This window comes from Gulosibacter macacae (genome assembly GCF_003865375.1).
GTDB lineage: Bacteria > Actinomycetota > Actinomycetes > Actinomycetales > Microbacteriaceae > Gulosibacter > Gulosibacter macacae.
The window spans coordinates 30,800-53,027 of the sequence record NZ_RQVS01000003.1 but is presented as its reverse complement, the minus strand read 5'-3'; the positions used below and the strand labels follow the sequence as shown (position 1 = coordinate 53,027).

General features: G+C 64.3%; 19 protein-coding genes and 1 pseudogene. 8 read left to right on the top strand and 12 right to left on the bottom strand.

What is annotated here, in order from left to right:
* Window position 1: 1 nt before the first annotated feature.
* The 3 genes from rpmA to EG850_RS02925 all read right to left on the bottom strand — a co-directional run bounded on the left by rpmA (window position 2) and on the right by EG850_RS02925 (window position 3,497).
* Entirely contained in the window at window positions 2-256 is a 255-nt protein-coding gene (gene rpmA, locus EG850_RS02935; protein WP_124969733.1) for a 50S ribosomal protein L27, read from the bottom strand.
* Between the two features lie 21 nt (window positions 257-277).
* A complete protein-coding gene (gene rplU / locus EG850_RS02930) occupies window positions 278-586 on the bottom strand; it encodes a 50S ribosomal protein L21 (protein WP_124969731.1) in 309 nt (102 codons plus the stop codon).
* A 184-nt stretch (window positions 587-770) separates the two neighbouring features.
* Window positions 771-3,497, bottom strand: a complete 2,727-nt coding sequence (locus EG850_RS02925; protein ID WP_124969728.1) for an Rne/Rng family ribonuclease — start codon at window positions 3,495-3,497, stop codon at window positions 771-773.
* Window positions 3,498-3,799: 302 nt separating this feature from the next.
* On the opposite strand from EG850_RS02925, the gene EG850_RS02920 reads away from it, so the two are divergent.
* The 3 genes and pseudogenes from EG850_RS02920 (at window position 3,800) to EG850_RS02915 (ending at window position 5,143) form a co-directional block, all read left to right on the top strand.
* Complete coding sequence (locus tag EG850_RS02920; protein ID WP_124969725.1) at window positions 3,800-4,189, top strand: hypothetical protein; 390 nt, start codon at window positions 3,800-3,802, stop codon at window positions 4,187-4,189.
* Between the two features lie 87 nt (window positions 4,190-4,276).
* Window positions 4,277-4,408, top strand: a pseudogene (locus tag EG850_RS13735) (type IV toxin-antitoxin system AbiEi family antitoxin domain-containing protein); the annotation flags it as partial.
* Window positions 4,409-4,546: 138 nt separating this feature from the next.
* Window positions 4,547-5,143 carry an endonuclease domain-containing protein gene (locus EG850_RS02915; protein ID WP_235829185.1) on the top strand — a complete coding sequence of 199 codons (597 nt, stop codon included), beginning with the start codon at window positions 4,547-4,549 and terminating at the stop codon, window positions 5,141-5,143.
* A 90-nt stretch (window positions 5,144-5,233) separates the two neighbouring features.
* On the opposite strand, the gene ndk is transcribed toward EG850_RS02915, so the two are convergent.
* From ndk to ileS, 4 genes are read right to left on the bottom strand one after another with little or no spacing between them, the layout of a single operon-like run.
* Complete coding sequence (ndk, locus tag EG850_RS02910) at window positions 5,234-5,659, bottom strand: nucleoside-diphosphate kinase (protein ID WP_124969719.1); 426 nt, start codon at window positions 5,657-5,659, stop codon at window positions 5,234-5,236.
* 47 nt (window positions 5,660-5,706) lie between these two features.
* The gene (locus EG850_RS02905) at window positions 5,707-6,147 is read right to left on the bottom strand and encodes a DUF4233 domain-containing protein (RefSeq protein WP_124969716.1); all 441 of its coding nucleotides are present in this window, start codon (window positions 6,145-6,147) and stop codon (window positions 5,707-5,709) included.
* Entirely contained in the window at window positions 6,144-7,826 is a 1,683-nt protein-coding gene (locus EG850_RS02900; RefSeq protein WP_235829184.1) for a bifunctional folylpolyglutamate synthase/dihydrofolate synthase, read from the bottom strand. The genes EG850_RS02905 and EG850_RS02900 overlap by 4 nt, the downstream gene beginning before the upstream one ends.
* Complete coding sequence (ileS, locus tag EG850_RS02895) at window positions 7,823-11,095, bottom strand: isoleucine--tRNA ligase (RefSeq protein WP_124969713.1); 3,273 nt, start codon at window positions 11,093-11,095, stop codon at window positions 7,823-7,825. The genes EG850_RS02900 and ileS overlap by 4 nt, the downstream gene beginning before the upstream one ends.
* Before the next feature lie 346 nt (window positions 11,096-11,441).
* Between ileS and EG850_RS02890 the strand changes: the two genes are divergently transcribed.
* Window positions 11,442-11,912 carry a hypothetical protein gene (locus EG850_RS02890; RefSeq protein WP_124969710.1) on the top strand — a complete coding sequence of 157 codons (471 nt, stop codon included), beginning with the start codon at window positions 11,442-11,444 and terminating at the stop codon, window positions 11,910-11,912.
* A gap of 22 nt (window positions 11,913-11,934) precedes the next feature.
* Here EG850_RS02890 and EG850_RS02885 read toward each other — a convergent pair whose 3' ends face one another.
* Genes EG850_RS02885 through EG850_RS02875 form a run of 3 tightly spaced genes read right to left on the bottom strand, consistent with a single transcriptional unit; the run spans window position 11,935 to window position 14,830 of the window.
* Window positions 11,935-12,915: a DUF4097 family beta strand repeat-containing protein gene (locus tag EG850_RS02885; RefSeq protein WP_124969707.1), complete on the bottom strand. Its 981-nt coding sequence runs from the start codon at window positions 12,913-12,915 to the stop codon at window positions 11,935-11,937.
* Window positions 12,915-13,601, bottom strand: a complete 687-nt coding sequence (locus tag EG850_RS02880; RefSeq protein ID WP_124969704.1) for a response regulator — start codon at window positions 13,599-13,601, stop codon at window positions 12,915-12,917. Before EG850_RS02880 ends, EG850_RS02885 begins: the two co-directional genes overlap by 1 nt.
* Window positions 13,601-14,830 (bottom strand): sensor histidine kinase, encoded by a 1,230-nt coding sequence (locus EG850_RS02875; protein ID WP_124969701.1) that lies wholly within the window; start codon window positions 14,828-14,830, stop codon window positions 13,601-13,603. The genes EG850_RS02880 and EG850_RS02875 overlap by 1 nt, the downstream gene beginning before the upstream one ends.
* A gap of 215 nt (window positions 14,831-15,045) precedes the next feature.
* On the opposite strand from EG850_RS02875, the gene EG850_RS02870 reads away from it, so the two are divergent.
* Complete coding sequence (locus EG850_RS02870; RefSeq protein ID WP_124969699.1) at window positions 15,046-16,887, top strand: phosphoenolpyruvate carboxykinase (GTP); 1,842 nt, start codon at window positions 15,046-15,048, stop codon at window positions 16,885-16,887.
* A gap of 74 nt (window positions 16,888-16,961) precedes the next feature.
* On the opposite strand, the gene fmdA is transcribed toward EG850_RS02870, so the two are convergent.
* Window positions 16,962-18,215, bottom strand: a complete 1,254-nt coding sequence (gene fmdA, locus EG850_RS02865) for a formamidase (protein WP_124969696.1) — start codon at window positions 18,213-18,215, stop codon at window positions 16,962-16,964.
* Between the two features lie 54 nt (window positions 18,216-18,269).
* On the bottom strand, window positions 18,270-18,554 hold the full coding sequence (locus EG850_RS02860; RefSeq protein ID WP_124969693.1) for an FmdB family zinc ribbon protein: 285 nt from the start codon (window positions 18,552-18,554) through the stop codon (window positions 18,270-18,272).
* A 198-nt stretch (window positions 18,555-18,752) separates the two neighbouring features.
* On the opposite strand from EG850_RS02860, the gene valS reads away from it, so the two are divergent.
* From valS to EG850_RS02845, 3 genes are all read left to right on the top strand, one after another.
* The gene (valS, locus tag EG850_RS02855; protein ID WP_124969690.1) at window positions 18,753-21,347 is read left to right on the top strand and encodes a valine--tRNA ligase; all 2,595 of its coding nucleotides are present in this window, start codon (window positions 18,753-18,755) and stop codon (window positions 21,345-21,347) included.
* An 83-nt stretch (window positions 21,348-21,430) separates the two neighbouring features.
* Window positions 21,431-21,979 (top strand): hypothetical protein, encoded by a 549-nt coding sequence (locus EG850_RS02850; protein ID WP_124969687.1) that lies wholly within the window; start codon window positions 21,431-21,433, stop codon window positions 21,977-21,979.
* On the top strand, window positions 21,979-22,206 hold the full coding sequence (locus EG850_RS02845; protein ID WP_124969684.1) for a hypothetical protein: 228 nt from the start codon (window positions 21,979-21,981) through the stop codon (window positions 22,204-22,206). Before EG850_RS02850 ends, EG850_RS02845 begins: the two co-directional genes overlap by 1 nt.
* Window positions 22,207-22,228 lie beyond the last annotated feature (22 nt).

Below are 22,228 nucleotides of genomic sequence, written 5' to 3'. Positions count from 1 at the left end.
GCTATTCGCCGGCGACGATGTTGACGACCTTGCGGCCGCCCTTCGCGCCGAACTCAACCGTGCCGCCCGCGAGAGCGAACAGCGTGTCGTCGCCACCACGGCCGACGTTGACGCCGGGGTGGAGCTTGGTGCCGCGCTGGCGGACGAGGATCTCGCCCGCATTGACGACCTGACCAGCAAAGCGCTTCACACCGAGGCGCTTCGCGTTCGAGTCACGACCGTTCTTGGTCGAGCTCGCGCCCTTCTTTGTTGCCATGAGTTCTCAGCTCCTCAGGTGCTACTTGATGTCGGTGACCTTGACGCGCGTGAGCTCCTGGCGGTGGCCCTGGCGCTTGCGGTAACCGGTCTTGTTCTTGTACTTGATGATGTTGATCTTGGGGCCGCGGAGGTCTTCGAGGACCTCAGCGGTGACGGTGACCTTCGCGAGCTTGTCTGCGTCGGAGGTGATCTTGTCACCGTCGACGAGGAGCACGGCAGGCAGCGTCACGTTGCCGTTGTCGTCTGCGACGACACGGTTCATTTCGAGGATCGAGCCGACCTCGACCTTCTCTTGCCGTCCTCCGGCGCGCACAACTGCGAATACCACTTCTAGTTACCTTTTCTTCGTGCCCACGAGCTGATGCCCTGAGCAAACTGTCTCAATGACGAGGAAGTACTTCGTCCGACCCTTCGGGCTTTCCATCGACCGGAATGCCACCGACGCGAACGTGCAACAGCGCCCTACTCTACCCGAACGCTGAGCGTCGAGTCAACCAGGATGCCGCGCGGATTTATTCAGACCCGTTCTCGTTCCCCGTCGAGATCGGACCAGTAGTCACCCGGCGGCGGCCGCCGCGGGTACGTCGCTCGGCACGCTCCTGTGGCGGCGCGGCCACGAGCGAGTCGAGTGCGGCATCCAGCGCCCCGAGCGAGGCGGCCGACTTCGTCTCCTGACGACGCTCGGTCACCGGCTCAGGCAGCTCAATCGACACGGATGCACGTTCTTCGCGAGTGCGCTCCGCCGGCTTCTCCTGCGGTTGCTCCCCCGCGGGTGCCGCAGGCGGAGTGTCGGGCTTGGCACCTGACTGCTGGGCGTCGTCACGGGATGCATCCTGGCGCTGGTCTTGCTCGTTGCGGTTGCCGCGACCGCGGCCACGACGACCGCGACGCGAGCGTCGCGAGCCCGATTCCTCGTTGCCCTCGGTGCTCTGGTCGCTTGGCGCCGGCGTGCTCGCCGACTCAGCGCCAGCATCCGAGTCCGCAGGCTTCGGCTCTGCGTTCGCGACCTGCGTGAGTTCTTCGGCAAGTTCCGGCCCCGACACCGCTTCGGCGACAATCGCGAGGCGTTCGGTCACGGCTTCGAGGGCGAGCGGCTCAGCATCGGGCTTTGCGGCGCTATTGATCGACGCGGCGATCTTCGTGAGCGCGTTGCGTGCATCCTCGGTGATCTCGTGAGTGCCACCGTTAGCTGGCTTCGAAGCTTGTGGCTGGTTCGACTGCTGCTGGCGCGGCTGCTGACGCTGGTTCGACTGCTGCTCCTGGCCACCGCGGCCACGCTTCGAGCGGTTATTGCGGTTTGACGAGGTGCCGTGGTTGACCGGCTCGCTCTGGATGACGACGCCGCGGCCATCGCAGGTGTCGCAACCCTCAGAGAAGGTTTCGAGCAGGCCCAGGCCGATCTTCTTACGTGTCATCTGCACCAGGCCAAGGCTCGTAACCTCAGCGACCTGGTGCTTCGTACGGTCACGGCTCAGGCACTCGACGAGTCGTCGCAGCACAAGGTCACGGTTCGATTCGAGCACCATATCGATGAAGTCGATCACGATGATGCCGCCGATATCGCGCAGGCGCAGCTGCCGCACAACCTCTTCGGCCGCCTCAAGGTTGTTCTTGGTGACGGTTTCTTCGAGGTTGCCGCCGGAGCCGACGAACTTACCCGTGTTCACATCGACCACGGTCATCGCCTCAGTGCGGTCGATCACGAGCGAACCACCCGAGGGCAGCCACACCTTGCGGGCGAGCGCCTTGTCGATCATGTCGTTCGCGCGGAAGTCGGCAAAGATGTCGCCACCACCGTCGTAGCGTTCGACGCGCTCGAGCAGGTCGGGAGCGACCTGACCGAGGTAGTGCTTGATGGTGTCGAGTTCCGATTGGCCCTGGATGATCAGCTTGTCGAAGTCTTCATTGAAGACGTCGCGGATGATCTTGATGAGCATGTCGGGTTCGGCGTGCAGCGTCTGCGGGGCCTTGCCACCCTGCGACTTCGCCTGAATGTCGGCCCACTGCTTGGTAAGACGCTCAACATCAAGCTGCAGCTGTTCCTTGGTGGCGCCTTCGGCTGCGGTGCGCACGATGACGCCGACGCCCGGGGGCAGCACTTCCTTGAGGATCTTCTTCAGGCGGTTGCGCTCGGTGTCGGGGAGCTTGCGGCTAATGCCGTTCATGGTGTTGCCGGGCACGTACACGAGGTAGCGGCCGGGCAGCGAAACCTGGCTGGTGAGGCGGGCACCCTTGTGGCCGATCGGATCCTTCGTGACCTGCACGAGCACCTTGTCGCCGGGCTTCAGCGCGTTCTCGATCTTGCGGGGCTGGTTGGCACCCATCTCGGCGGCGGCCCAATCAACCTCACCCGAGTAGAGCACGGCGTTGCGGGCGCGACCGATGTCGACGAAGGCGGCTTCCATGCTCGGCAGCACGTTCTGCACACGGCCAAGGTAGACATTGCCGATGAGCGACGACTCTTCGCTGCGGGCGACGTAGTGCTCGACGAGCACATTGTCTTCGAGCACGCCGATCTGCACCTTGCCATTGCGCGAACGCACGAGCATCTTGCGGTCGACCGCCTCGCGACGAGCTTGGAACTCGCTCTCGGTGACGACGGTGCGGCGGCGGCCGGTGTCACGGCCGTCGCGGCGGCGCTGACGCTTCGCGGCGAGGCGGGTTGAACCGTGCACCTTTTGCGGCTCGGTGATGAGCTCGGGCTCTTCCTCCGGCTCTTCCTCACGCTGCTGACGCTGCTGGTGCTGCTGCGGCTCACGGGATGCGGTGCCACCGCGGCGGCCACGGCGCGAGCGGCCACGGCCGCGAGGCTCGTGGTCGTCGTCGCTCTCGTCGCTGTACTGCTGGCGCGGGCGTGCGACCGGCTCGGGTAGGTCGGGAGCGAGGAAGAAGAGCGTGCGGGTGGTGATCACCGCGGGGATGCGCGGGTCGCCCTGGGGCTCGTCACTTGCGGCGTCGTCAGTGTTGGTCGCGTCTGCGTCGGTCGCGTCGGTGCTAGTCGCGTCGGTGTCGGCCGCGTCGGTGTCGGCCGCGTCGGAGTCGGCTACTTCGGCTTCCGCCGCGGCGCCATCAGTGGCTGCGTCTTCGATGCTGTCTTCGGTAGCTTCGTTCAGGTCCGCCGCCGAAGATTCGGCTCCTGCATCCTGCTGTTCAGCGACCTGATCGGCCGACGCAAGCGGCGCAGAGTCTGCCGCAGGTGCATCCGGGGTGTTCATGGGGTCGTTCGGTGTCGTGGCCATTCCGGCTCTCCTACTTCGACCAGTCGCTCAGCGGTCCTGGTCGATCATGTTGTGCCGCGGGCGCGCCGCGGGAATTCTGTGCGCCGCTGGGCGGCGTCGCCGCGAGGTGCGGCAGGTCGAGGCATCTGCCCCAAAAGTCTTGATGCGCTTGCGCGCACCGTCACAGTATCTCACGGTCCACGCATCCTCGTTGGGTGTCGACGCTGAGCGTCATCTGTATCCCCGGCCATACCTGGGAGGTCGAGTGCCGGAGCCAAGCGGAGGTGATCGAGACCACCACCAATGCCTCGTAGGCTCAACGCATGTCGATCGACCTCATCCCCCACCGCCGCGGAATCGACGGCGAACTCCTCGGCTGGATCGAGCCTGTAGGCGACGACTTCCGCGTCATCGACCTACTCGGGCGTCGTCGCACCGAGCCAGTCGATTGGATGACCGCCGAAACGACGCTTGAGGAGCTTGGCATCGGTTACCTTGCCGACCCGTACGAGCTACTGATTGATGGCGTGTGGCGGCGCGTCTACATCCTCGAAGTGCGGCCGCCGGTGATCGTCGTGAAAGAGGACGATCTCAATGCAGTCGGCGCCGCGCTCGTTCGCCACGAGCTTGATTGGCCGGTCGGCGGCCTTCTTCGCTCGGTAGATCCGCGAACGCCGCGAGTCTGGCCGAGCACCGGGGCTTCAACCGCGTAGCAACCGCGCCCCCTGTGGAAAGTCGAATATCCACAGACTCACGAGCGTGTCCATGCCTCAGCGGGTTGGCGCAGTCAATATCCACCCGTGAATCAGTTGCATCAACTCCTCATCGACCACCACGGCGTCATCAGCACCGGTCATCTCACACGTGCGGGCCTCACCAAGCACGCTATTGCCCAGGCAGTTTCCGAGGGAATCCTCCTTCGAATGCGCAAGGGCATGTACTGCGCAATCGATCGCCCACTCAGCCAACTCAGCATCGCGCGCATGGCCGGTAGCAACTTGACCTGTATTTCTGCCCTCGAACACTACGGACTATGGATTCCGAAACGCGCTGAGGGAGCTCATTTACGCATGAGTCGCAAGCGAATGGCTGATTGGGCCGCAAGTACGGTGCGCAAACAGTTCGCACCGCTCAGCGTCGCGCATGTGGCGCATGCGGCACCGCCACCAACCGGTGCCATTGATAGCGTCGCGGTTGCAATTCTCACTTCAGCGCAGTGTCTCGAACGAGATGACCTCGTGGCCACCATCGAATCGGCGATGCGTCGTGGCATGACCTACGAGCAGGCGCTGGCGATCGGGCTGTACGGCAACGCGCGGCTGCGCGAAGCGCTGCGCCTCGTTGATCCGGAGTTGAAATCGGAATCCGGACTCGAAACACTTGTGCGGCTCCGACTTGCGGCTCGAAGGCTTGCAGTACGCCAGCAAGAGTGGGTGTGTGGGTGGCCCGTCGATTTCCTCATTGGCGATCGTCTCATCATTGAAGTCGACGGCTTTGCCTACCATTCGAGCCCGGCTGACTATGAGCGCGACCGGCGCAAGGATCGCACCCTGCACGCGAATGGCTACATTGTGTTGCGGTTTACCTCGCGCGACATCATGGAGCGTTGGGAAGCGTGTGAACGCGAGATTCTCGAGTTCGTCAAGCTGCGCAAGCACCGTTGGTGAACGATGCGTCGGCCGATCGGTGCAAAAACTGGGGTCATCCGGCGCTATGCGCCGGATGACCCCCGTTTTTGCTCCAGTTGGCCGGTACGTCTACTCGGCGAACCAGATACCGAGCTCGCGCTCAGCCGAGAGGCTCGAGTCGGAACCGTGCACGATGTTTTCGATCGCGACGGTGCCCCAATCGCGGCCGAAGTCGCCACGGATGGTGCCCGGACGCGCCGCAGTGGGGTTCGTCTCGCCAGCGAGCGAGCGGAAGCCCTCGACCACGCGGTTGCCCTCAACGCGCACCGCGACGATCGGGCCCGACTCCATGAAGTCGCAGAGGGCACCAAAGAACGGCTTCTCAATGTGCTCTTCGTAATGCTTCTCGAGCAGCGCACGATCGGCGTTGACCATCTTGAGGCCGGTGACGGTGTAGCCCTTGCGCTCAATGCGGGCGAGCACCTCGCCGGTGAGGTTACGGCGAACGCCGTCAGGCTTTACAAGTACGAGGGTGGCTTCGACTGCGTTAGTCATAGTGGCTCCTATCTAAGTGCGGCGCTCGTGGCGCACTACCCACGACGCTACCGTGCGTCGTCGTGATCAACGGATGCGCCGCTCATCGGCGCACCCGACTCGTCAATTTCGCCGGCGGCAAGCGCCCGCTCATATTCGGCAATGATCGGGGCGCGTTCGGCATCAATGCGGATGCCGTGGCGCAAGCAGTAGATCCACGCCGCGAGGAAGACACCGCCGACAAACCACATCGAGCCGTGGAGAAAACCGGTGAGCGTGAGGGCGATCTGCAGCGCGAGCAGGAACCACTTACCCCAGGGCTGACGCAGCGTGCGCACACTGATAACGAGGAGCAGCATGAACACGGCGGTGCCACCGAGGGCAAGTGCCGGCGGCAAGACGCTCAATCCGAACAGTGCCAGTCCAGCGCAGAGCACAGCAACGAGTTCGAACGCAACCAGGATCGAACCGAGCTGTTCAATCATCGAGCGATAGCGGCGGCGGCTCATTGGCTCCCCTCCGGTCCAGCGCCGATTGAGAGCGGTGAGTCGCCCCCGCCAGTGCGCCAGCCATCTTCTTCCGCGATCCCCGCGGCCTCACCGATCAGGGTGATTGAGCCAGTGATGAGCACACCTGCTGAGCCTCGCATCCCAAGTTCTACGGCCTCGCGACGCGCGAGGTCGAAGGCGTCATACGAACGCTCCACGACCTCGACACGCTTCGCTTCGGCGGCCTCGTCACCGATGGCATCGCGAACGAGTTCGGCGAGCTCCCACGCTGGAATCGCTCGCGGCGAGTCTGACTCGGTAATGATGATGCGCGAGGCAATCTCAGCGAGCGGCTTGATGATGCCCTCGACGTTCTTTTCACGCAGCACACCGAGCACGAGGACGAGGTCGTCGAATGCGAACGACTCACGCAGGGCGACGGCGAGGTGCTCGGCACCGTGCGGGTTGTGGGCGGCGTCGATGAGCACGCTCGGCTCAGTGCCAATGAGATCGAGGCGGCCGGGCGACTTCGCGTCAAGCAGGCCCGCCGCGAGCGCCTCGTCGTTCAGCCGCTCCCCAAGGAGCGTCTCGACGGCGGCGACGGCGAGCGCGACATTGTGGGCCTGGTAGTCGCCAGAAAGTCGCACGGCCGACGGCGGGTAAGTGCCGCGCAAGCCGCGCACTTCGACAAGTCGCCCGCCGACCGCGAGTTGGTCGGATGCGACCCCAAAGTCGGTTGGTTCGGTGAAGAGTTCTGCAGCCTGAATTTCGCAGGCACGGCGAAGCTCGTCGAGCACTTCGGGGGCCTGTTCGGCGGTGACCACTTCGGCACCCGGTTTGATGATGCCGGCCTTCGTGCGCGCAATCTCGGCCAGAGTCGAACCGAGTCGGCCCTGGTGGTCGAGCGCGATCGGTGCGAACACCGCCACATCGCCATCGGCGATATTGGTGGAATCCCACTCGCCGCCCATGCCGACCTCAACGATGCCGATGTCAATGGTCGCGTCGGTGAAGGCCGCATAGGCGAGCGCCGTGAGCGCTTCGAAGAAGGTGAGCGGCGGGTCACCCGCAGCTTCGAGTTCGGCGTCGACGAGCCCGAGGATGGGTTCGATATCGCGCCAAACTGTGACGAGGCGTTCGTCGGAAATGGGCTCGCCGTCGAGGCAGATGCGCTCGTTGACCCGCACGAGGTGCGGACTCGTGAGGAGTCCCGTGCGCAACCCGTGGGCCCGCACGAGCGACTCGGTGATGCGCGCCGTTGACGACTTTCCGTTCGTACCGGTGATGTGCACCATCGACCAGCCATCGTGCACATCGCCGAGGAGTTCACAAGCACGCCGAGTGGCTTCGAGGCGCGGCTCGGGCTGTGCTTCGCCGACGCGCTCGAGCAGTTCGTCATAGACGCGCTCGGCCTCGGCTGCCCAATCGGTGTCGAGGGCGCGACGGCGTTCAGCGAGTTCGCGCTCTGAGAGCGCCTCGTCGGGCGCGGCGCCACCGAACTCGCTGAGATCGTCGTCGTCGAGTTCGTCGAGTTCAGCGAGTTCCGGGTCGAGCGTCGGGTCGAAGGGGCTGCCGCCGAGGAGCGCGATGAGTTCCTCCGGCGTCATCTCGCTCGAGTCAACAGCTCCGCCCTCACGCTCGTTGCCGTCAAATTCTTCGTCGCGCTCGTCGTCGCGACCGAATGCATCCCGACCACTCATGCCTGCACCTTTTCCAGTTCAATTTCGAGCGCACCATACGAGTGCGGGATGCCCGCTCGCTCAGTTTCGGGGGCAAGACCGCCGGTCACCGAATATTCGAGCGCAAGCGTTTCGCCCTGGATGAGAGCAGCCTGCGATTCGAGCGCAGCGACCGATGCGTCGTCGGCACGCAGGGCGAGGCGGATGCGGTCGCTCACTTCCAGGCCAGCAGCCTTGCGCGCATCCTGCACCGCGCGCACCGCGTCGCGAGCGACGCCTTCGGCGGCAAGTTCCGGTGAGACTGCAGTGTCGAGCACGAGGATCGAGCCGTCGCCGAGGAGGTCGAGCACATCGTCGCCCTGGGCATCGGCGATTTCGAGCCGCAGTTCGTATTCGCTCGGCTCGAGCACAATGCCGCCGGCGGTCACCACGCCGTCGACCTCTTGCCAATCGCCCGACTTCGAGCCCTTGATCGCCTGCTGCACCTGCTTGCCGAGACGGGGGCCCGCAGCACGCGCGTTGACCTGCAGCACCTTGGAGACGCCGTATTCGGCGGCGGTCTCATCAGTGCGCGGCACGAAGCGCACCTCGCGCAGGTTGAGTTCGTCGGCCACGATGCTCGCGAACGGGTCAAGTTCGGCCGCCCGCGTCGTGATCACGGTGAGCGACTGCAGCGGCAGCCGCACCCGCAGGTGGTGCTGCTTGCGCAGTGCCTGGCCGCCCGACACCACCTCGCGCACGCCGTCCATGGCGGCAACGAGTTCAGCATCGGCCGGGAAGTCGGCCGGGTTCGGCCAATCGGCGAGATGCACCGAGCGCTCGCCGGTGAGTCCGCGCCACACGGTTTCGGTGACGAACGGCGCGAGCGGTGCGGCGATGCGGCAAAGCGTTTCGAGCACCGTGTAGAGCGTGTCGAACGCGTCGCGGCTATCGGCCTCGGCGTCAACGCCCACCCAGAAGCGGTCGCGCGAGCGACGCACGTACCAGTTTGTGAGGAGGTCGGCGAAGTCACGCAGGCGCGCCGTGGCGTTCGAGGCATCGAGAGCGTCGAGGTCGACGGTCACCGCCTCGATCGTGTCGCGCAATTTCGCCAGGATGTAGCGGTCGAGCAGGTGAGTCGAATCGGTGCGCCACTGGGCTTCGTAGCTCTCCCCCGGGCCCCCGGCGCTATTCGCGTAGGTGGTGAAGAAGTAATAGGTTGACCACAGCGGCAGCAGGAACTGGCGCGTGGATTCACGAATCGCCTCTTCGGTGACGACGAGGTTGCCACCGCGCAGCACCGAGCTCGCGAGCAAGAACCAGCGCATCGCATCCGAGCCATCGCGATCGAAGACCTCGTTGACGTCGGGGTAGTTCTGCAGCGACTTCGACATCTTGCGACCGTCGGAGCCGAGCACAATGCCGTGTGAGACCACGCGGCGATAGGCCGGACGGTGGAAAAGCGCGGTCGAGAGCACGTGCATGACGTAGAACCAGCCACGGGTCTGGCCGATGTATTCGACGATGAAGTCGGCGGGCGAGTGCGTGTCGAACCACTCGCCGTTCTCGAACGGATAGTGCACCTGCGCGAACGGCATCGAACCCGAGTCGAACCAGACATCAAGCACATCAGGGATGCGACGCATCATCGACTTGCCGGTTGGGTCGTCGGGATTCGGGCGCACGAGCTCGTCGATCGCGGGGCGGTGCAGATCGGTCGGGCGCACACCGAAATCGCGCTCGAGTTCGTCAAGCGAGCCGTAGACATCGACGCGCGGGTAGTTCGGGTCGTCACTGCGCCACACCGGGATGGGCGAACCCCAGTACCGGTTGCGCGAGATCGACCAGTCGCGGGCACCTTCAAGCCACTTGCCAAACTGGCCGTGCTTGACGTTCTCGGGCACCCACTCGATCTGCTCGTTGAGCTCAATCATCTCGTCGCGGAAATCGGTGACCTTGACGAACCAGCTCGACACCGCCTTGTAGATGAGCGGGTTCTTGCAGCGCCAGCAGTGCGGGTAGGAGTGCACGTACGACTTCTGCTGCAGCAGGCGACCATCGGCCTTGAGCAGCTGGATGAGCGTGCGGTTCGCCTCGAACACCTGCACCCCGGCGACCGGCGGCACGGTGTCGAGGAAGCGGCCACCCGCATCCACCGAGATGATGGTCGGGATGCCAGCGGCCGAAGCCACTCGCATATCGTCTTCACCGTAGGCGGGGGCCTGGTGCACGATGCCGGTACCGTCCGAGGTGGTGACGTAGTCATCAACGAGGATGCGGAAGGCACGGCCGGTGCCCCACTTCGCGTCGTCGGTGAAGAAGTCCCAGAGCGGCTCGTACTCGAGGTTTTCGAGTTCGCGGCCGCGGATCGTGTCGCGGATCGCTTCGCCGGCGGCGTCGGCCGACTCGTAGCCGAGTTCCTTCGCATAAGAAGGGATGCGTTCGGTCGCGAGCAGATAGCGGGTGCGGCCGGCCTCGCCACCGTCGGCGGCACCGTTCGGGCCGGCGTAGATGAGCGCGTACTCCACCTGCGGCCCAACAGCCAGCGCGAGGTTCGTCGGGAGCGTCCAGGGCGTGGTCGTCCAGGCGAGCGCGCGCACGCCCTCAAGGTCGAGTTCTTCGGCGATACCGCCGCGCAGCGGGAAGGCGACCGTGACGGTGTTGTCTTGACGATCCTGGTAGACGTCATCGTCCATGCGCAGTTCGTGGTTGGACAGCGGCGTCTCGTCGTGCCAGCAATACGGCAGCACACGGAAGCCCTCATAGGCGAGACCCTGGTCGAAGAGCTGCTTGAACGCCCAGATCACCGACTCCATGTAGCCGAGGTCGAGCGTCTTGTAGCCGTTCTCAAAGTCGACCCAGCGGCCCTGGCGTTCGACATAGTCGCGCCACTCCTGCGTGTAGCGGAGCACCGATTCCTTGGCGGCGGCGTTGAATTCGCCGATGCCCATCGACTCGATCTCGTCCTTGGTGTTGATGCCGAGCTGCTTCATTGCCTCGAGTTCGGCGGGCAGCCCGTGGGTGTCCCAGCCGAAGACGCGCTTGACCTGCTTGCCGCGCATGGTGTTGTAGCGCGGGAAGACATCCTTTGCGTAGCCGGTGAGCAGGTGGCCGTAGTGCGGCAGACCGTTGGCGAAGGGTGGGCCGTCGTAGAACACCCACTCGTCGTCACCTTCGCGGTGATCAATTGACGCCTGGAAGGTGTCATCGGCGCGCCAGAATTCGAGCACCTGCTCTTCGAGGCGCGGGAACGAGGGCGAGGCGTTGACGGCGTCGGCTCCGGGTCCGAACGCGCTTCTCGGGTAGGTCATGGGATGCGGGCTCCTGCGATTCGTGCCCGGGCTTTGGCCCTGGGCGTGGTCTCGTTCAGGGACGCTTTCGCGCGGTACCACCCCGATTGCCACCTTTTCCGGTGGCCGCTCGTTCGTTGGCTGTGACGGGCCAGCCCCGTTCGGTTCTACTGAGCACCCTGCGGCACCGTTCTTCCGAAGACTCCCCGTTGATGGCGGATCATCGTCGCTGCGCACATCTTACGCCGTTTCGGCAGCTTTTCGGCACCTGGTCAGGCTTGGTTCAGCCGAGAGCACAAGACTCGGGGCACGCCCGAACCACCTGCAGATTGAATGCCCCTGCAGTTTGAACGCACCAGGAGATCTCATGCGCACTCGCCACACCAGCATCCTGATGACCACCGCGCTCGTGACCGCGGCGCTCTTGGCCGGATGCGCCCCCATGGGCCCAGGGACGACGACCAGCACCACGCAGGCCGCTCCCGCCACGCCGTTGCCCTCGGGGTCGATTACCTGCGAGACGATCACGCCGGAGTTGCAAGCGATTGGTGACGAGATCGGCGAGGTGGCGAATCAGTTCGCGACGGATGCACCGGCTGCGGTGGAACGCATTTCGGGGCTCGTCAACCGCATTGGTGGGCTTGCGGATGCGACGAGCGACCCTGAGTTGCGCACCAAGCTCGACGGGGTGAAGTCGGCATTCGACACGCTGTTGTCGACGCTCAACTCTGCGATTCAGGACAACTCGCTGCTGCAGCAGCTCGGTCCGCTGAGTGAGCAGGTCACCGAAATCGGAAACGCGCTCACCGCAGTGAGCGACTACTGCCGCGGCCAGTAATCGCCGCGGCAGTCAGCCGCGGTCACCAGGGCATGATCGTCACGTCGGACCACGACGTTTCAAGGGTGATCCGCGGTGAGTCTGCGCCGCCATTCACGTTGAACGACGGATCGATGGTCGTCGTCACTGCCGCGCCTTCGTTGTGCGCCAGCTGGTAGGTGCCCGGAGGCAGGTCAAGAAACGCCGATCCGGTCTCAGAACTGATGGTGATGTCAGCCGGTGGGGTGGGCCCCAGGCGCAACGAGAGTTCGCTGAGGTTCATCTGCGCGGTGAACGCGAGGTGCGTTTGTCCGTCGACGTGGATGTCGGCGGCATCTGCTGTGACGTTGATGGTGTCAAAGTCGCCATCCAGGTAGGCCGATCCGGCCGAGATATCGAGCGTGACATTGGATCCGCCGCCAGCAAGGTCGACTGTGCCCATGCTCGTGCTGAGATTGACGTCACGCACATGATTGAGCACAGTCAGGACACCGGCGTTCATCGTGCCGTGGAGCGCGGCAACCGGGCCGTCAATAAGGACCGCACCACCGTTGAGATCGACTTGGAGGTCAAGCACGCCTTGGAGCGTCGCTGGCAACGTGAGCGTGCCGGTCACGGCATCGAATACGCCGCCGAGTCCGCTGTCATTCCCAGTCGAACGCAGCACCATCGTGTCGCCTTCAGTGATCAACTCCATGATCGGTTGACCCGTGGCCGAACGCGACTCTGAGGTAAACGAGGCAACATTCTCGGTGCCTGAGAACTGCACGACGAGATCGCCGCGACCACCACTGATGAGGAGTTTCTCGGTGGCTTCAGTAACGGCAGTTGCCGAGACCATGGTGCGCTGCGAGTTGAACCCCACGTTCATGAACGCGGCAATGCCGAGTCCCACGGCCAGGAACAGACCGAGCACGATGCACAGGATGGCGACCCAACTGTGCGGCTGGTGCGGCACGAGGTCATTGCGAGGCGGTTCGGTCGCGGTGATCGGCGCTTCAGCTTCGAGTGTGGATGCCGTCATCATGCGCTTCCTCCCCCGGCGTCGTCCGCATCCTCGGGCATTTCCACGCCGAGGAACGCGAGCACGGCAAGTACCCGACGGTTCCCGCTCGCGCCGTGCTGCAGCCCAAGCTTTTGGAACACCTGCGAAATGTGCTTTTCGACCGAACCTTCCGAGATAAACATGTGCTTCGCGATCGCCCCATTCGAGCGGCCCTCGGCCATGAGTTCGAGCACCTCACGCTCACGCGGGGTGAGTTCGTCGAGGCGGCTATCGCGCTGACGGCGGCCAAGCAACTGGCTCACGACCTCGGGGTCAAGCACCGTGCCACCTGAACCAACCTCGTCGATCGAGTCGAGGAACTCATCGACATCAGCAACGCGGTCTTTGAGGAGGTAGCCGAGCGCGCCAGCACTCTGGGCAATGAGATCGGTGGCGTAGCGCTCCTCGACATATTGCGAGAGCACCAGGATGGGGAGTTGCTGCCAGTGTTTGCGCAGGGCGAGCGCCGCACGAATGCCCTCATCGGTAAAGGTGGGCGGGAGCCGCACATCGAGGATGACGAGATCGGGCCGCTGGTCGCGCACCGCTTCGCCGAGCCCTCGGGTATCGGGTAGCGCCGCGACCACCTCGTGATCGGCTTCAATCAGCAAGCGCTGCAGGCCCTCACGCAGGAGCACGTTGTCTTCACAAATGAGGATGCGCATCAGCTGATCCCTTCAATAGGTACCGAAACATCAATAGTGGTGGGGCCGCCTTCGGGGCTCGTCACCTCGATCGTGCCGCCAATCGCGGTGATTCGACTCTGCACGCCGTCAAGACCGCCGCCTGGTCGCATCCTCGCACCGCCACAGCCATTGTCGTCAATGCGCGCCCAGATACTGCCCGCATGCTCAGTGATGAGTACCCGCACGGCGCTCGCCCCCGAGTGCTTGGCGGCATTCGTGAGTGACTCGGCGACGGCGAAATACATGGCCGCCTCGACCTGGCTCGGGTAACGGCGGTGCAGGTCGACCTGAATCTCGACCGGAATGGCACTGCGGCCAACGAGCGCGGAGAGCGCCGCGTCGAGCCCGCGGTCCTGCAACACTGCGGGGTGGATGCCCCGCACAAGTTGCCGAAGTTCAGTCACCGCCGTCTTCGTCGAGGCGTGCGCTTCGTCGATGAGCCGCTCGGCCGCATCCGGGTCGGTACGAAGCTTGCGCTTGGCCATACCGAGCGTCATCGCCACCGCAACCAGACGTGGTTGCACGCCGTCGTGGAGATCGCGCTCGATGCGCGTGCGCTCGATTTCGGCGGCGTTCATCGCCTGGGTGCGACGCTGCGATTGCTCAGTAGCCACCGCGCGCAACTCGCCTTCGAGATTCGGCTCGAGCAGCTGGCGCGAAATTGCGCGATGGGCGGCACCAAGGCCAAAGAGCGTGCCACCGGCGAGTACGAATCCGAGCAGGCCCAGCAGGCCCGCCTGCCAGGATGCGATGCGCACATCGAAGAACGCCACCCAAAAATCTGCCCCGCGAATTGGCGCAGTCATCCAACCCACCGACATGCCGAGGCCGATAACGGCGAGTACCGAGAGCACACCAAGAATGCCGATGATGCTGCCGTGTACGAGCGCGATCCACGAGCGACTATCGAGCCACTGCTGACCGATGGTGTCGATGACGCGCCAGCCGTCGGTGCGCTGCGAGCGACGCATCCGATGCTCTGGAATATTGAGCCGGAACGTCCACGCCACCCGGCGCTCTTCGAGCCAGGCCAGGCCAAACAGCACGAATCCGTTGATGGCGAGCAGCACGAATCCGATGCCGACGAGCGCCGTGCTGACGCCCAATATTGCGACCGTGACCCAGACGAGCAGCATCGGCAACGCGACCAACCCGTAGAGCACAAGTTGCGGGATCGCAGCGAGAATCTGCACGAAACGATGGGACATAGCTTCACGCTAGTCAGTGCGGGCAACACCGTGGCAGGAGGCCCGCCGGAGCGTGTGCGGGGGCTATCCCCCACGCATCCCGTGGAGAAAGGGTTAGTGAACGCGTGGGATACTGACAGATAACTTCGCCATGCGACCGCGTGCAGCGATGCGCGCGTCATATCGGCTTAGGGGTTTCCGCCGCCAGCCCGCCCGAACGTGAAAGCAGCCACGCTATGACTTCTCACTCACCCGTGAACATTGACGACATCCCCCAGTTGTCGGCGAACGCCGACGTGAACGCTTGGGTGGTGGCCACGGCGCAGCTCACCAAGCCCGACCGCGTGGTCTGGTGCGATGGCTCGCAGGAAGAGTTTGACCGCCTTACCGCTGAGATGGTGGAGCAGGGTTCGCTCATCCGCCTCAACGAAGATATTCGTCCGGGTTCGTTCCTCGCTCGCTCCGACGCCGCAGATGTCGCCCGCGTCGAGAGCCGCACCTTCATCTGCTCGCAGATCGAGGCCGATGCTGGCCCCACGAACAATTGGCGCGACCCGGTTGAGATGCGCCAGGAACTCAAGAGCCTCTTCGATGGCTCGATGCTCGGCCGCACCATGTATGTCGTGCCGTTCGCCATGGGTCCGCTCGGCGGCAAGATCACGCAGTACGGTGTCGAAATCACCGACTCGCCCTACGTTGTCGTGTCGATGGCGCTGATGACTCGTTCGGGTAAGGCTGCCCTCGACTACATCACGCCCGACCGTCAGTGGGTGCCGGCACTGCACTCGGTGGGCTACCCGCTCACCGACGCCGATGGCAACGACCGTCCCGACGTGGCGTGGCCGTGTAACTACACGAAGTACATCGCGCACTTCCCCGAGACCCGCGAAATCATGTCGTACGGCTCGGGCTACGGTGGCAACGCCCTCCTCGGCAAGAAGTGCTTCGCCCTGCGTATCGCCTCGGTGATGGCCCGCGACGAAGGTTGGATGGCCGAGCACATGCTCCTCATCCAGGCCACGAGCCCCGAGGGCAAGAAGTACACCATCACCGGCGCCTTCCCGTCGGCGACCGGGAAGACGAACCTCGCAATGATGCGCCCGAAGGTCGACGGCTGGAAGGTCGAGACCGTCGGTGACGACATTGTCTGGATGCGCCCCGGTGACGACGGCCGCCTCTACGCGATCAACCCCGAATACGGCTTCTTCGGTGTTGCCCCGGGTACCGGCTGGTCAACCAACCCGGTTGCCATGGAGACGATTGCGAAGAACACCATCTTCACGAACGTCGCGCTCACCGACGACGGGGATGTCTGGTGGGAGGGCATGACCGATGAGACGCCCGCACACCTCATCGACTGGCAGGGCAACGACTGGACGCCCGAGTCGGAGACCCCCGCCGCGCACCCGAACGCTCGCTTCACCGTGCGCGCCGACCAGTGCCCGACCATCTCACCCGATTGGGAAGCTGCTGACGGTGTGCCCGTCGACATCATCCTGTTCGGTGGCCGCCGCCGCACCAATGTGCCCCTCGTCTACCAGTCGAAGGACTGGGACCACGGTTGCTTCATGGGCGCGACCCTCGGCTCGGAGCGCACCGCTGCTGCTGAGGGCACGCTCGGTGAGCTGCGTCACGACCCCTTCGCCATGCAGCCCTTCGCGGGCTACCACATGGGTGACTACTGGGACCACTGGCTCGACATGGGCGAGCAGCTCGGCGACAAGGCTCCGGCAATTTTCCAGGTGAACTGGTTCCGTCGCGACGACGACGGTTCGTTCCTGTGGCCGGGCTTCGGCGAGAACATCCGCGCCATTGACTGGGCAATCCGTCGCCTCGAAGGCAAGGTTGACTACGTCGAGTCGCCGATCGGCAACCTGCCGAAGGTCGAAGACCTCGACGTCGAAGGCCTCGAGATCACCCCGGAGCAACTCGAGAGGCTCTTCTCGGTGCCGGTCGAGGGCTGGAAGTCGGAACTCAACACCACCACCGATTACTTCAAGGAGATCGGTTCGCGCGTTCCCTTCGAGCTGCTCATCCAGCTCGGTGAAGTGCGCGGTGGCTTCAAGGCAATCGACTAAGCACGTAATCACTTTGGGGGCACCTCGCACGAGGTGCCCCCAAGTGTTTATGTGAGTCGTGTCGCCCGCGCGAGTTACGCTGGCGCGTGCGGTGCCGGGATGCCCTGGGTCACCTGATGCGGGCCCGAAGCGCTCGGGCGCACATCGAAGTCGAACATCGCCGTCGGCAAGTACACCGTCGCGCAGGCGTTCGGAATATCGACGACGCCCGAGAGCCGGCCTTCGATCGGCGCTGCACCAAGCAAGAGGTAGGCCTGTTCCGGGCTGTAGCCGAACTTCGTGAGGTAGTCGATCGCATGCAGGCAGGCTCGTTGATAAGCCAGGTGTGAATCGAGGTAGCGCTGCTCCCCCTCGAGCGTCACCGAGGTGCCTGAGAATGCCAGCCACTCACTGAACTGCGGTTCAACCCGACCCGGCATGAAGATCGCGTTCTCTGCCACGCCGTAGGTCTCCATTCCGTTCTTGAGCACATCAACACGCAGGTCGATGAACCCGCCCATCTCAATCGCGCCACAGAAGGTGATCTCACCGTCGCCCTGCGAAAAGTGCAGGTCACCAACCGAGAGATTCGCGCCGTCGACAAACACCGGGTAGAACACCCGGGTGCCTTTCGACAGGTTCTTGATGTCCTGATTGCCACCGTTCTCGCGCGGCGGGGCGGTTCGAGCTGCCTCGCCAGCCACCCGGTCGAAGTCGCTTTCGGGGATACCGCCGAGCACCGCTTCTTGCGGTTCCGGCGGGAGGGCAAGAGGCGGTACCCGATGCGGATCTGTTGCGATCAGTGCGCCCTCGCGTGCATTCCACTTCGATAGCAGTTCGGCTGAGGGAGCAGTGCCCATGAGGCCCGGGTGAATGATCCCCTCAAACGCGACCTCGGGGATGTGCCGACTCGTCGCCACCTGTCCGGTGAAGTCCCAGATCGCCTTGTACGCATCTGGGAACTGATCGGTGAGGAAGCTGCCGCCATTGCGCTTCGCAAAAATGCCCGTGTACCCCCAGCCCTGGCCCGCGAGCGGCCCGGAATCTTCCTGTGGAATCGGTCCGACGTCAAGAATGTCGACGATGAGCAGGTCACCCGGCTTCGCACCCTCGACGCGAATTGGTCCGCTGAGCTTGTGCACGCCGAGCAACGGTGCATTCAAGATGTCGTCGGCGCTGTCGTCATTGCGAATGGCGCCGTCAAACCACTCGCGGCAGTCGACCCGAAACACGTCGCCCGGGCGAACCGTTTCGACCGGTGGAATCTCGGGATGCCACCGATTGTGGCCGAGCTTCGCTTGCTCGGTGAAGGGCTTGTTCGAGTCAAGCGGGAAGATACTCATGGGCATGGTTGCAGAACTCCTCTCGGCGGTGGAGCATCGTTGCTCGACCGCACGCCGCGCTCAGTCGCGCGGCAATCGTTGATGCAGTGGGTTGTGCGTCACACTCGCCACCGCAGAGGTGCCCGGATGCGTGGACCTCACGACTTCGGGCTCATGGGCCGATCTGGCGGCAGTGTCAATCGCGGCAAATCCCGCGGCGCCACTGCGGCCCAGATGCGGGGCACCAATGACCCGGCGTGCGCGGATGCTGCACTCGGGACAGTCGATGGTGCCGGGGACTTCAGCCATGCTGAACACACGATCGGTGCGATGCCGCCCGGGGCAGACGAACTCGTACGTCGGCATGGTGACCTCCTACGCGCGAGCCGCCACACTGCGACTCGACTCTTTGCCCGACCGTATTAAGCCAACCTCACAGCCCCCTGAGCATGCGCGTTCTGCCGACGAGAATCGGTACGCGTCCAATGTGCTGGGGCGGCTAGGATGATGTGGTTCACATCTAAGGCACCCTCGACTCGGTGCCGCGCACAGCGAAAGGCCACGATGACCCACGCCAACCAGCAGCCCAACCTCCCCGATCGTCCCGCACTCGAGGGACTAGAGGACAAGTGGGGTGAGGCTTGGGAAACCCAGGGCACCTATCGCTTCGATCGCGAGGGCGCGAGCCGCGCAGATGTCTGGTCGGTCGACACTCCCCCGCCCACGGCATCCGGTTCGCTGCACATCGGCCACGTGTTCAGCTACACCCACACCGATGTCATCAGCCGCTACCAGCGCATGCAGGGCAAGCGCGTGTTCTACCCGATGGGTTGGGACGACAACGGCCTGCCGACCGAACGCCGAGTGCAGAACTACTACGGTGTGCGCGTCGACCCGACGCTGCCCTACGTTGAGGGCTTCGAACCGCCGCACCAGGGCGGCGACGGCAAGAGCATCAAGGCCGCCGACCAGCAGCCAATCTCACGCCGCAACTTCATCGAGCTGTGCGAAGCGCTGACCATTGAAGACGAGAAGACCTTCGAGGATGTCTGGCGCAAGCTCGGCCTCTCAGTTGACTGGACCCAGACCTACCGCACCATCGACGATGCGAGCCGACGCGCCTCGCAGCTCGCGTTCATCCGCAATATTGAGCGCGGCGAGGCCTACCAAGACATGGCCCCGACGCTTTGGGACGTCACCTTCCGCACCGCGGTTGCCCAGGCAGAGTTGGAAGACCGCGACCAAGAGGGCGCCTACTACCGCGTTGCATTCCACGGTAACGACGGTGATGTCTTTATCGAGACCACCCGCCCCGAGCTGTTGCCCGCCTGCGTGGCGTTGGTCGCGCATCCCGATGACGAGCGCTACCAGCCGCTGTTCGGTACGACCGTGCGCACCCCGATCTTCGACGTTGAGGTGCCGGTGCTCGCGCACCCCCTCGCCGAGAAAGACAAGGGTTCGGGTATTGCCATGATCTGCACCTTCGGTGATGTCACCGATGTGGTGTGGTGGCGCGAACTCAAGCTGCCGAACCGCTCGATTCTCGGTGAAGACGGCCGCATCCTCGCGGAGCGCCCTGAGGTGATCACGAACGAGCGTGGTGTCGAGGTGTTCGAGCAGATGGTCGGCAAGACCGTGTTCAGCGCCAAGCAGACCGTGGTTGAGGCGCTGCGGGCCTCGGGCGAACTCGAGGGTGAGCCAAAGAAGACGGTGCGCCCGGTGAAATTCTTCGAGAAGGGCGACCGCCCGCTCGAGATCGTGTCGACCCGTCAGTGGTACGTGCGCAACGGCGCGACCGACGAGGCCCTGCGAGCGAAGCTGCTCGAGCGCGGCGCTGAGCTCGATTTCGTGCCCGAGTTCATGCGTGTGCGCTACGAAAATTGGGTTGAGGGGCTCTCGGGTGACTGGCTCATTTCGCGCCAGCGCTTCTTCGGCGTGCCGATTCCGATCTGGTACCCGATCGACGAGCACGGCGAGCCCAATTTTGACGCACCGATCGTGGCGTCGCCCGAACAACTGCCGGTCGATCCGTCGTCGGATGCTCCGACCGGCTACGACGAGTCGCAGCGAGGCGAGGCCGGTGGATTCGTCGGCGAGGTCGACGTGATGGACACCTGGATGACCTCATCGCTCACCCCGCAGCTCGCTGGTGGTTGGGAGCGCGACGAAGAGCTCTGGAAGCTCGTGTCGCCGTTCGATGTGCGCCCGCAGGGCCAGGACATCATCCGCACGTGGCTGTTCACGACCGTGCTGCGCAGCCAGCTCGAAGACGACCAGCTGCCCTGGAAGCACGCGACGATCTCCGGCTTCATTGTCGACCCCGACCGCAAGAAGATGTCGAAGTCGAAGGGCAATGTGGTGACGCCCGCGGGGCTACTCGATGAGCACGGCTCCGACGCAGTTCGCTATTGGGCAGCCTCGAGCCGACTCGGAACCGACGCGGCGTTCGACCCGCAGCGCCCGACGCAGATCAAGATCGGCCGTCGCCTCGCGATCAAGGTGCTCAATGCCGCCAAGCTCGTGCTCGGCTACAACGCTGAGGGCGCGACGGCTGAGGCGGTAACGCATCCCCTCGACCTCGCGATGCTCGCGGAACTCCGCAGCGTTGTCGAGTCGGCCACGCGTGCGCTCGACGAGTTCAATCACGCTCGCGCACTCGAGACCACCGAGTCGTTCTTCTGGGCGTTCTGTGACGACTACCTCGAGCTCGTCAAGGAGCGCGCGTACGGCACCGATGACGCAGCCCGTCAGTCGGCCGTTGCCGCAACCCGACTCGCGATCAAGACGCTCGTACGCCTCTTTGCCCCGTTCATCCCGTTTGCGACCGAAGAAGTGTGGTCGTGGTGGCAGCAGGGTTCGGTGCACCAGGCCGCGTGGCCGACGGTTGCCGAGTTGCCCGAGGTGTCGGATGCACGCGCGCTCGCGTTGGCCTCGGAGGCGCTCACCTCAATTCGTGGTGCCAAGACGGCCGAAAAGGTTTCGCCGAAGACCCCGATTCTCAGCGTGACCATCGCGGCCGCCGAGGCCGATATCGAACTTGTCGAAGCCATTGCTGACGACCTCAAGGCGGTGGGCCGCATCGAGCAGCTCACCGTGGTCGCCGGCGAGGCCCTCGAGGTGCGCGACGTCGTGCTCGGCGAACCGCCGGTCAAGGCGTAGCGATATCGATTGGGCGATACCTCTTCGAACTCCAAGCACCGGCACGTACACTGACGGCCTCACGTCCAGATGGAACGAACAGCATGACGCAAACTCCTCCCCCACTCTCACGCCGAAGCGCGCGAAGCCTGCGGCGCGAGAGCGCGGTGCGCGCCACCCCAGAAGTGCGGCCGCTGGCCGATGGTGACTTCTTCGATTGGGTCGGCCTCTACGCCGGTTCGCTCGAGGAGCTTGGGATGTCGTACCGCGATGAAGTCGCGCTGCGCACCTGGCATCAGCTCGGTTTCGCGGGGGATGCGCACGCCATCGCCGGACTCGAATCGATCGTCGTCGGGCGCTCGGGCAACCTCGTGGGTTTCGCGATCTCGTCGCCGACGTTCTCGGCACTCGATGGCTCGCGTTTGCTCGACGTGCACGCCTGTTTCGTCGAACGAGTGGAGTACGACGGTGAGGCGCTCGAGGCAATCATCCTTGCCCTGCACGAGCGTGCCGCCGCCGCGGGAGCCGAGCGCCTGCGCTGGCTCCTCCCCGAAAGCGCGAGCAAAGCTGTGAAGTTCAGTAAGGAACTCGGCGAGTCGCAGCCCTACGGCGTCTACGAGATGCCGGTGCAGTCGATGACGGCAGAGCGCTAATGCGCATTGGCTCGCGATGGCGCACCGGCACCCCGGCACCTGCTGGATTGCCACCAGCGTTCGTCTCGCAGCTGGAGGATGCCGCAGTGCCCGAAGGGTTCTGGACGCTCACCTGGCTAGAGGGTCGCCCGGTCGCCGAGCACGAGAATGGGACGCGCATCGTCGTCCGCGCCGACGGCACGATTGGCCCGAATGCGGACGACGATGACGATGATTGGCTGAATTAGCCGTCGCTGATTCGACGGCTTC

Excerpts from the sequence above, each read along its gene's own strand:
- rpmA (WP_124969733.1), bottom strand. The coding sequence starts at position 256 with ATGGCAACAAAGAAGGGCGCGAGCTCGACCAAGAACGGTCGTGACTCG.
- EG850_RS02925 (WP_124969728.1), bottom strand. The coding sequence starts at position 3,497 with ATGGCCACGACACCGAACGACCCCATGAACACCCCGGATGCACCTGCG.
- EG850_RS02920 (WP_124969725.1), top strand. The coding sequence starts at position 3,800 with ATGTCGATCGACCTCATCCCCCACCGCCGCGGAATCGACGGCGAACTC.
- EG850_RS02915 (WP_235829185.1), top strand. The coding sequence starts at position 4,547 with ATGAGTCGCAAGCGAATGGCTGATTGGGCCGCAAGTACGGTGCGCAAA.
- ndk (WP_124969719.1), bottom strand. The coding sequence starts at position 5,659 with ATGACTAACGCAGTCGAAGCCACCCTCGTACTTGTAAAGCCTGACGGC.
- EG850_RS02905 (WP_124969716.1), bottom strand. The coding sequence starts at position 6,147 with ATGAGCCGCCGCCGCTATCGCTCGATGATTGAACAGCTCGGTTCGATC.
- EG850_RS02900 (WP_235829184.1), bottom strand. The coding sequence starts at position 7,826 with ATGAGTGGTCGGGATGCATTCGGTCGCGACGACGAGCGCGACGAAGAA.
- ileS (WP_124969713.1), bottom strand. The coding sequence starts at position 11,095 with ATGACCTACCCGAGAAGCGCGTTCGGACCCGGAGCCGACGCCGTCAAC.
- EG850_RS02890 (WP_124969710.1), top strand. The coding sequence starts at position 11,442 with ATGCGCACTCGCCACACCAGCATCCTGATGACCACCGCGCTCGTGACC.
- EG850_RS02885 (WP_124969707.1), bottom strand. The coding sequence starts at position 12,915 with ATGACGGCATCCACACTCGAAGCTGAAGCGCCGATCACCGCGACCGAA.
- EG850_RS02880 (WP_124969704.1), bottom strand. The coding sequence starts at position 13,601 with ATGCGCATCCTCATTTGTGAAGACAACGTGCTCCTGCGTGAGGGCCTG.
- EG850_RS02875 (WP_124969701.1), bottom strand. The coding sequence starts at position 14,830 with ATGTCCCATCGTTTCGTGCAGATTCTCGCTGCGATCCCGCAACTTGTG.
- EG850_RS02870 (WP_124969699.1), top strand. The coding sequence starts at position 15,046 with ATGACTTCTCACTCACCCGTGAACATTGACGACATCCCCCAGTTGTCG.
- fmdA (WP_124969696.1), bottom strand. The coding sequence starts at position 18,215 with ATGCCCATGAGTATCTTCCCGCTTGACTCGAACAAGCCCTTCACCGAG.
- EG850_RS02860 (WP_124969693.1), bottom strand. The coding sequence starts at position 18,554 with ATGCCGACGTACGAGTTCGTCTGCCCCGGGCGGCATCGCACCGATCGT.
- valS (WP_124969690.1), top strand. The coding sequence starts at position 18,753 with ATGACCCACGCCAACCAGCAGCCCAACCTCCCCGATCGTCCCGCACTC.
- EG850_RS02850 (WP_124969687.1), top strand. The coding sequence starts at position 21,431 with ATGACGCAAACTCCTCCCCCACTCTCACGCCGAAGCGCGCGAAGCCTG.
- EG850_RS02845 (WP_124969684.1), top strand. The coding sequence starts at position 21,979 with ATGCGCATTGGCTCGCGATGGCGCACCGGCACCCCGGCACCTGCTGGA.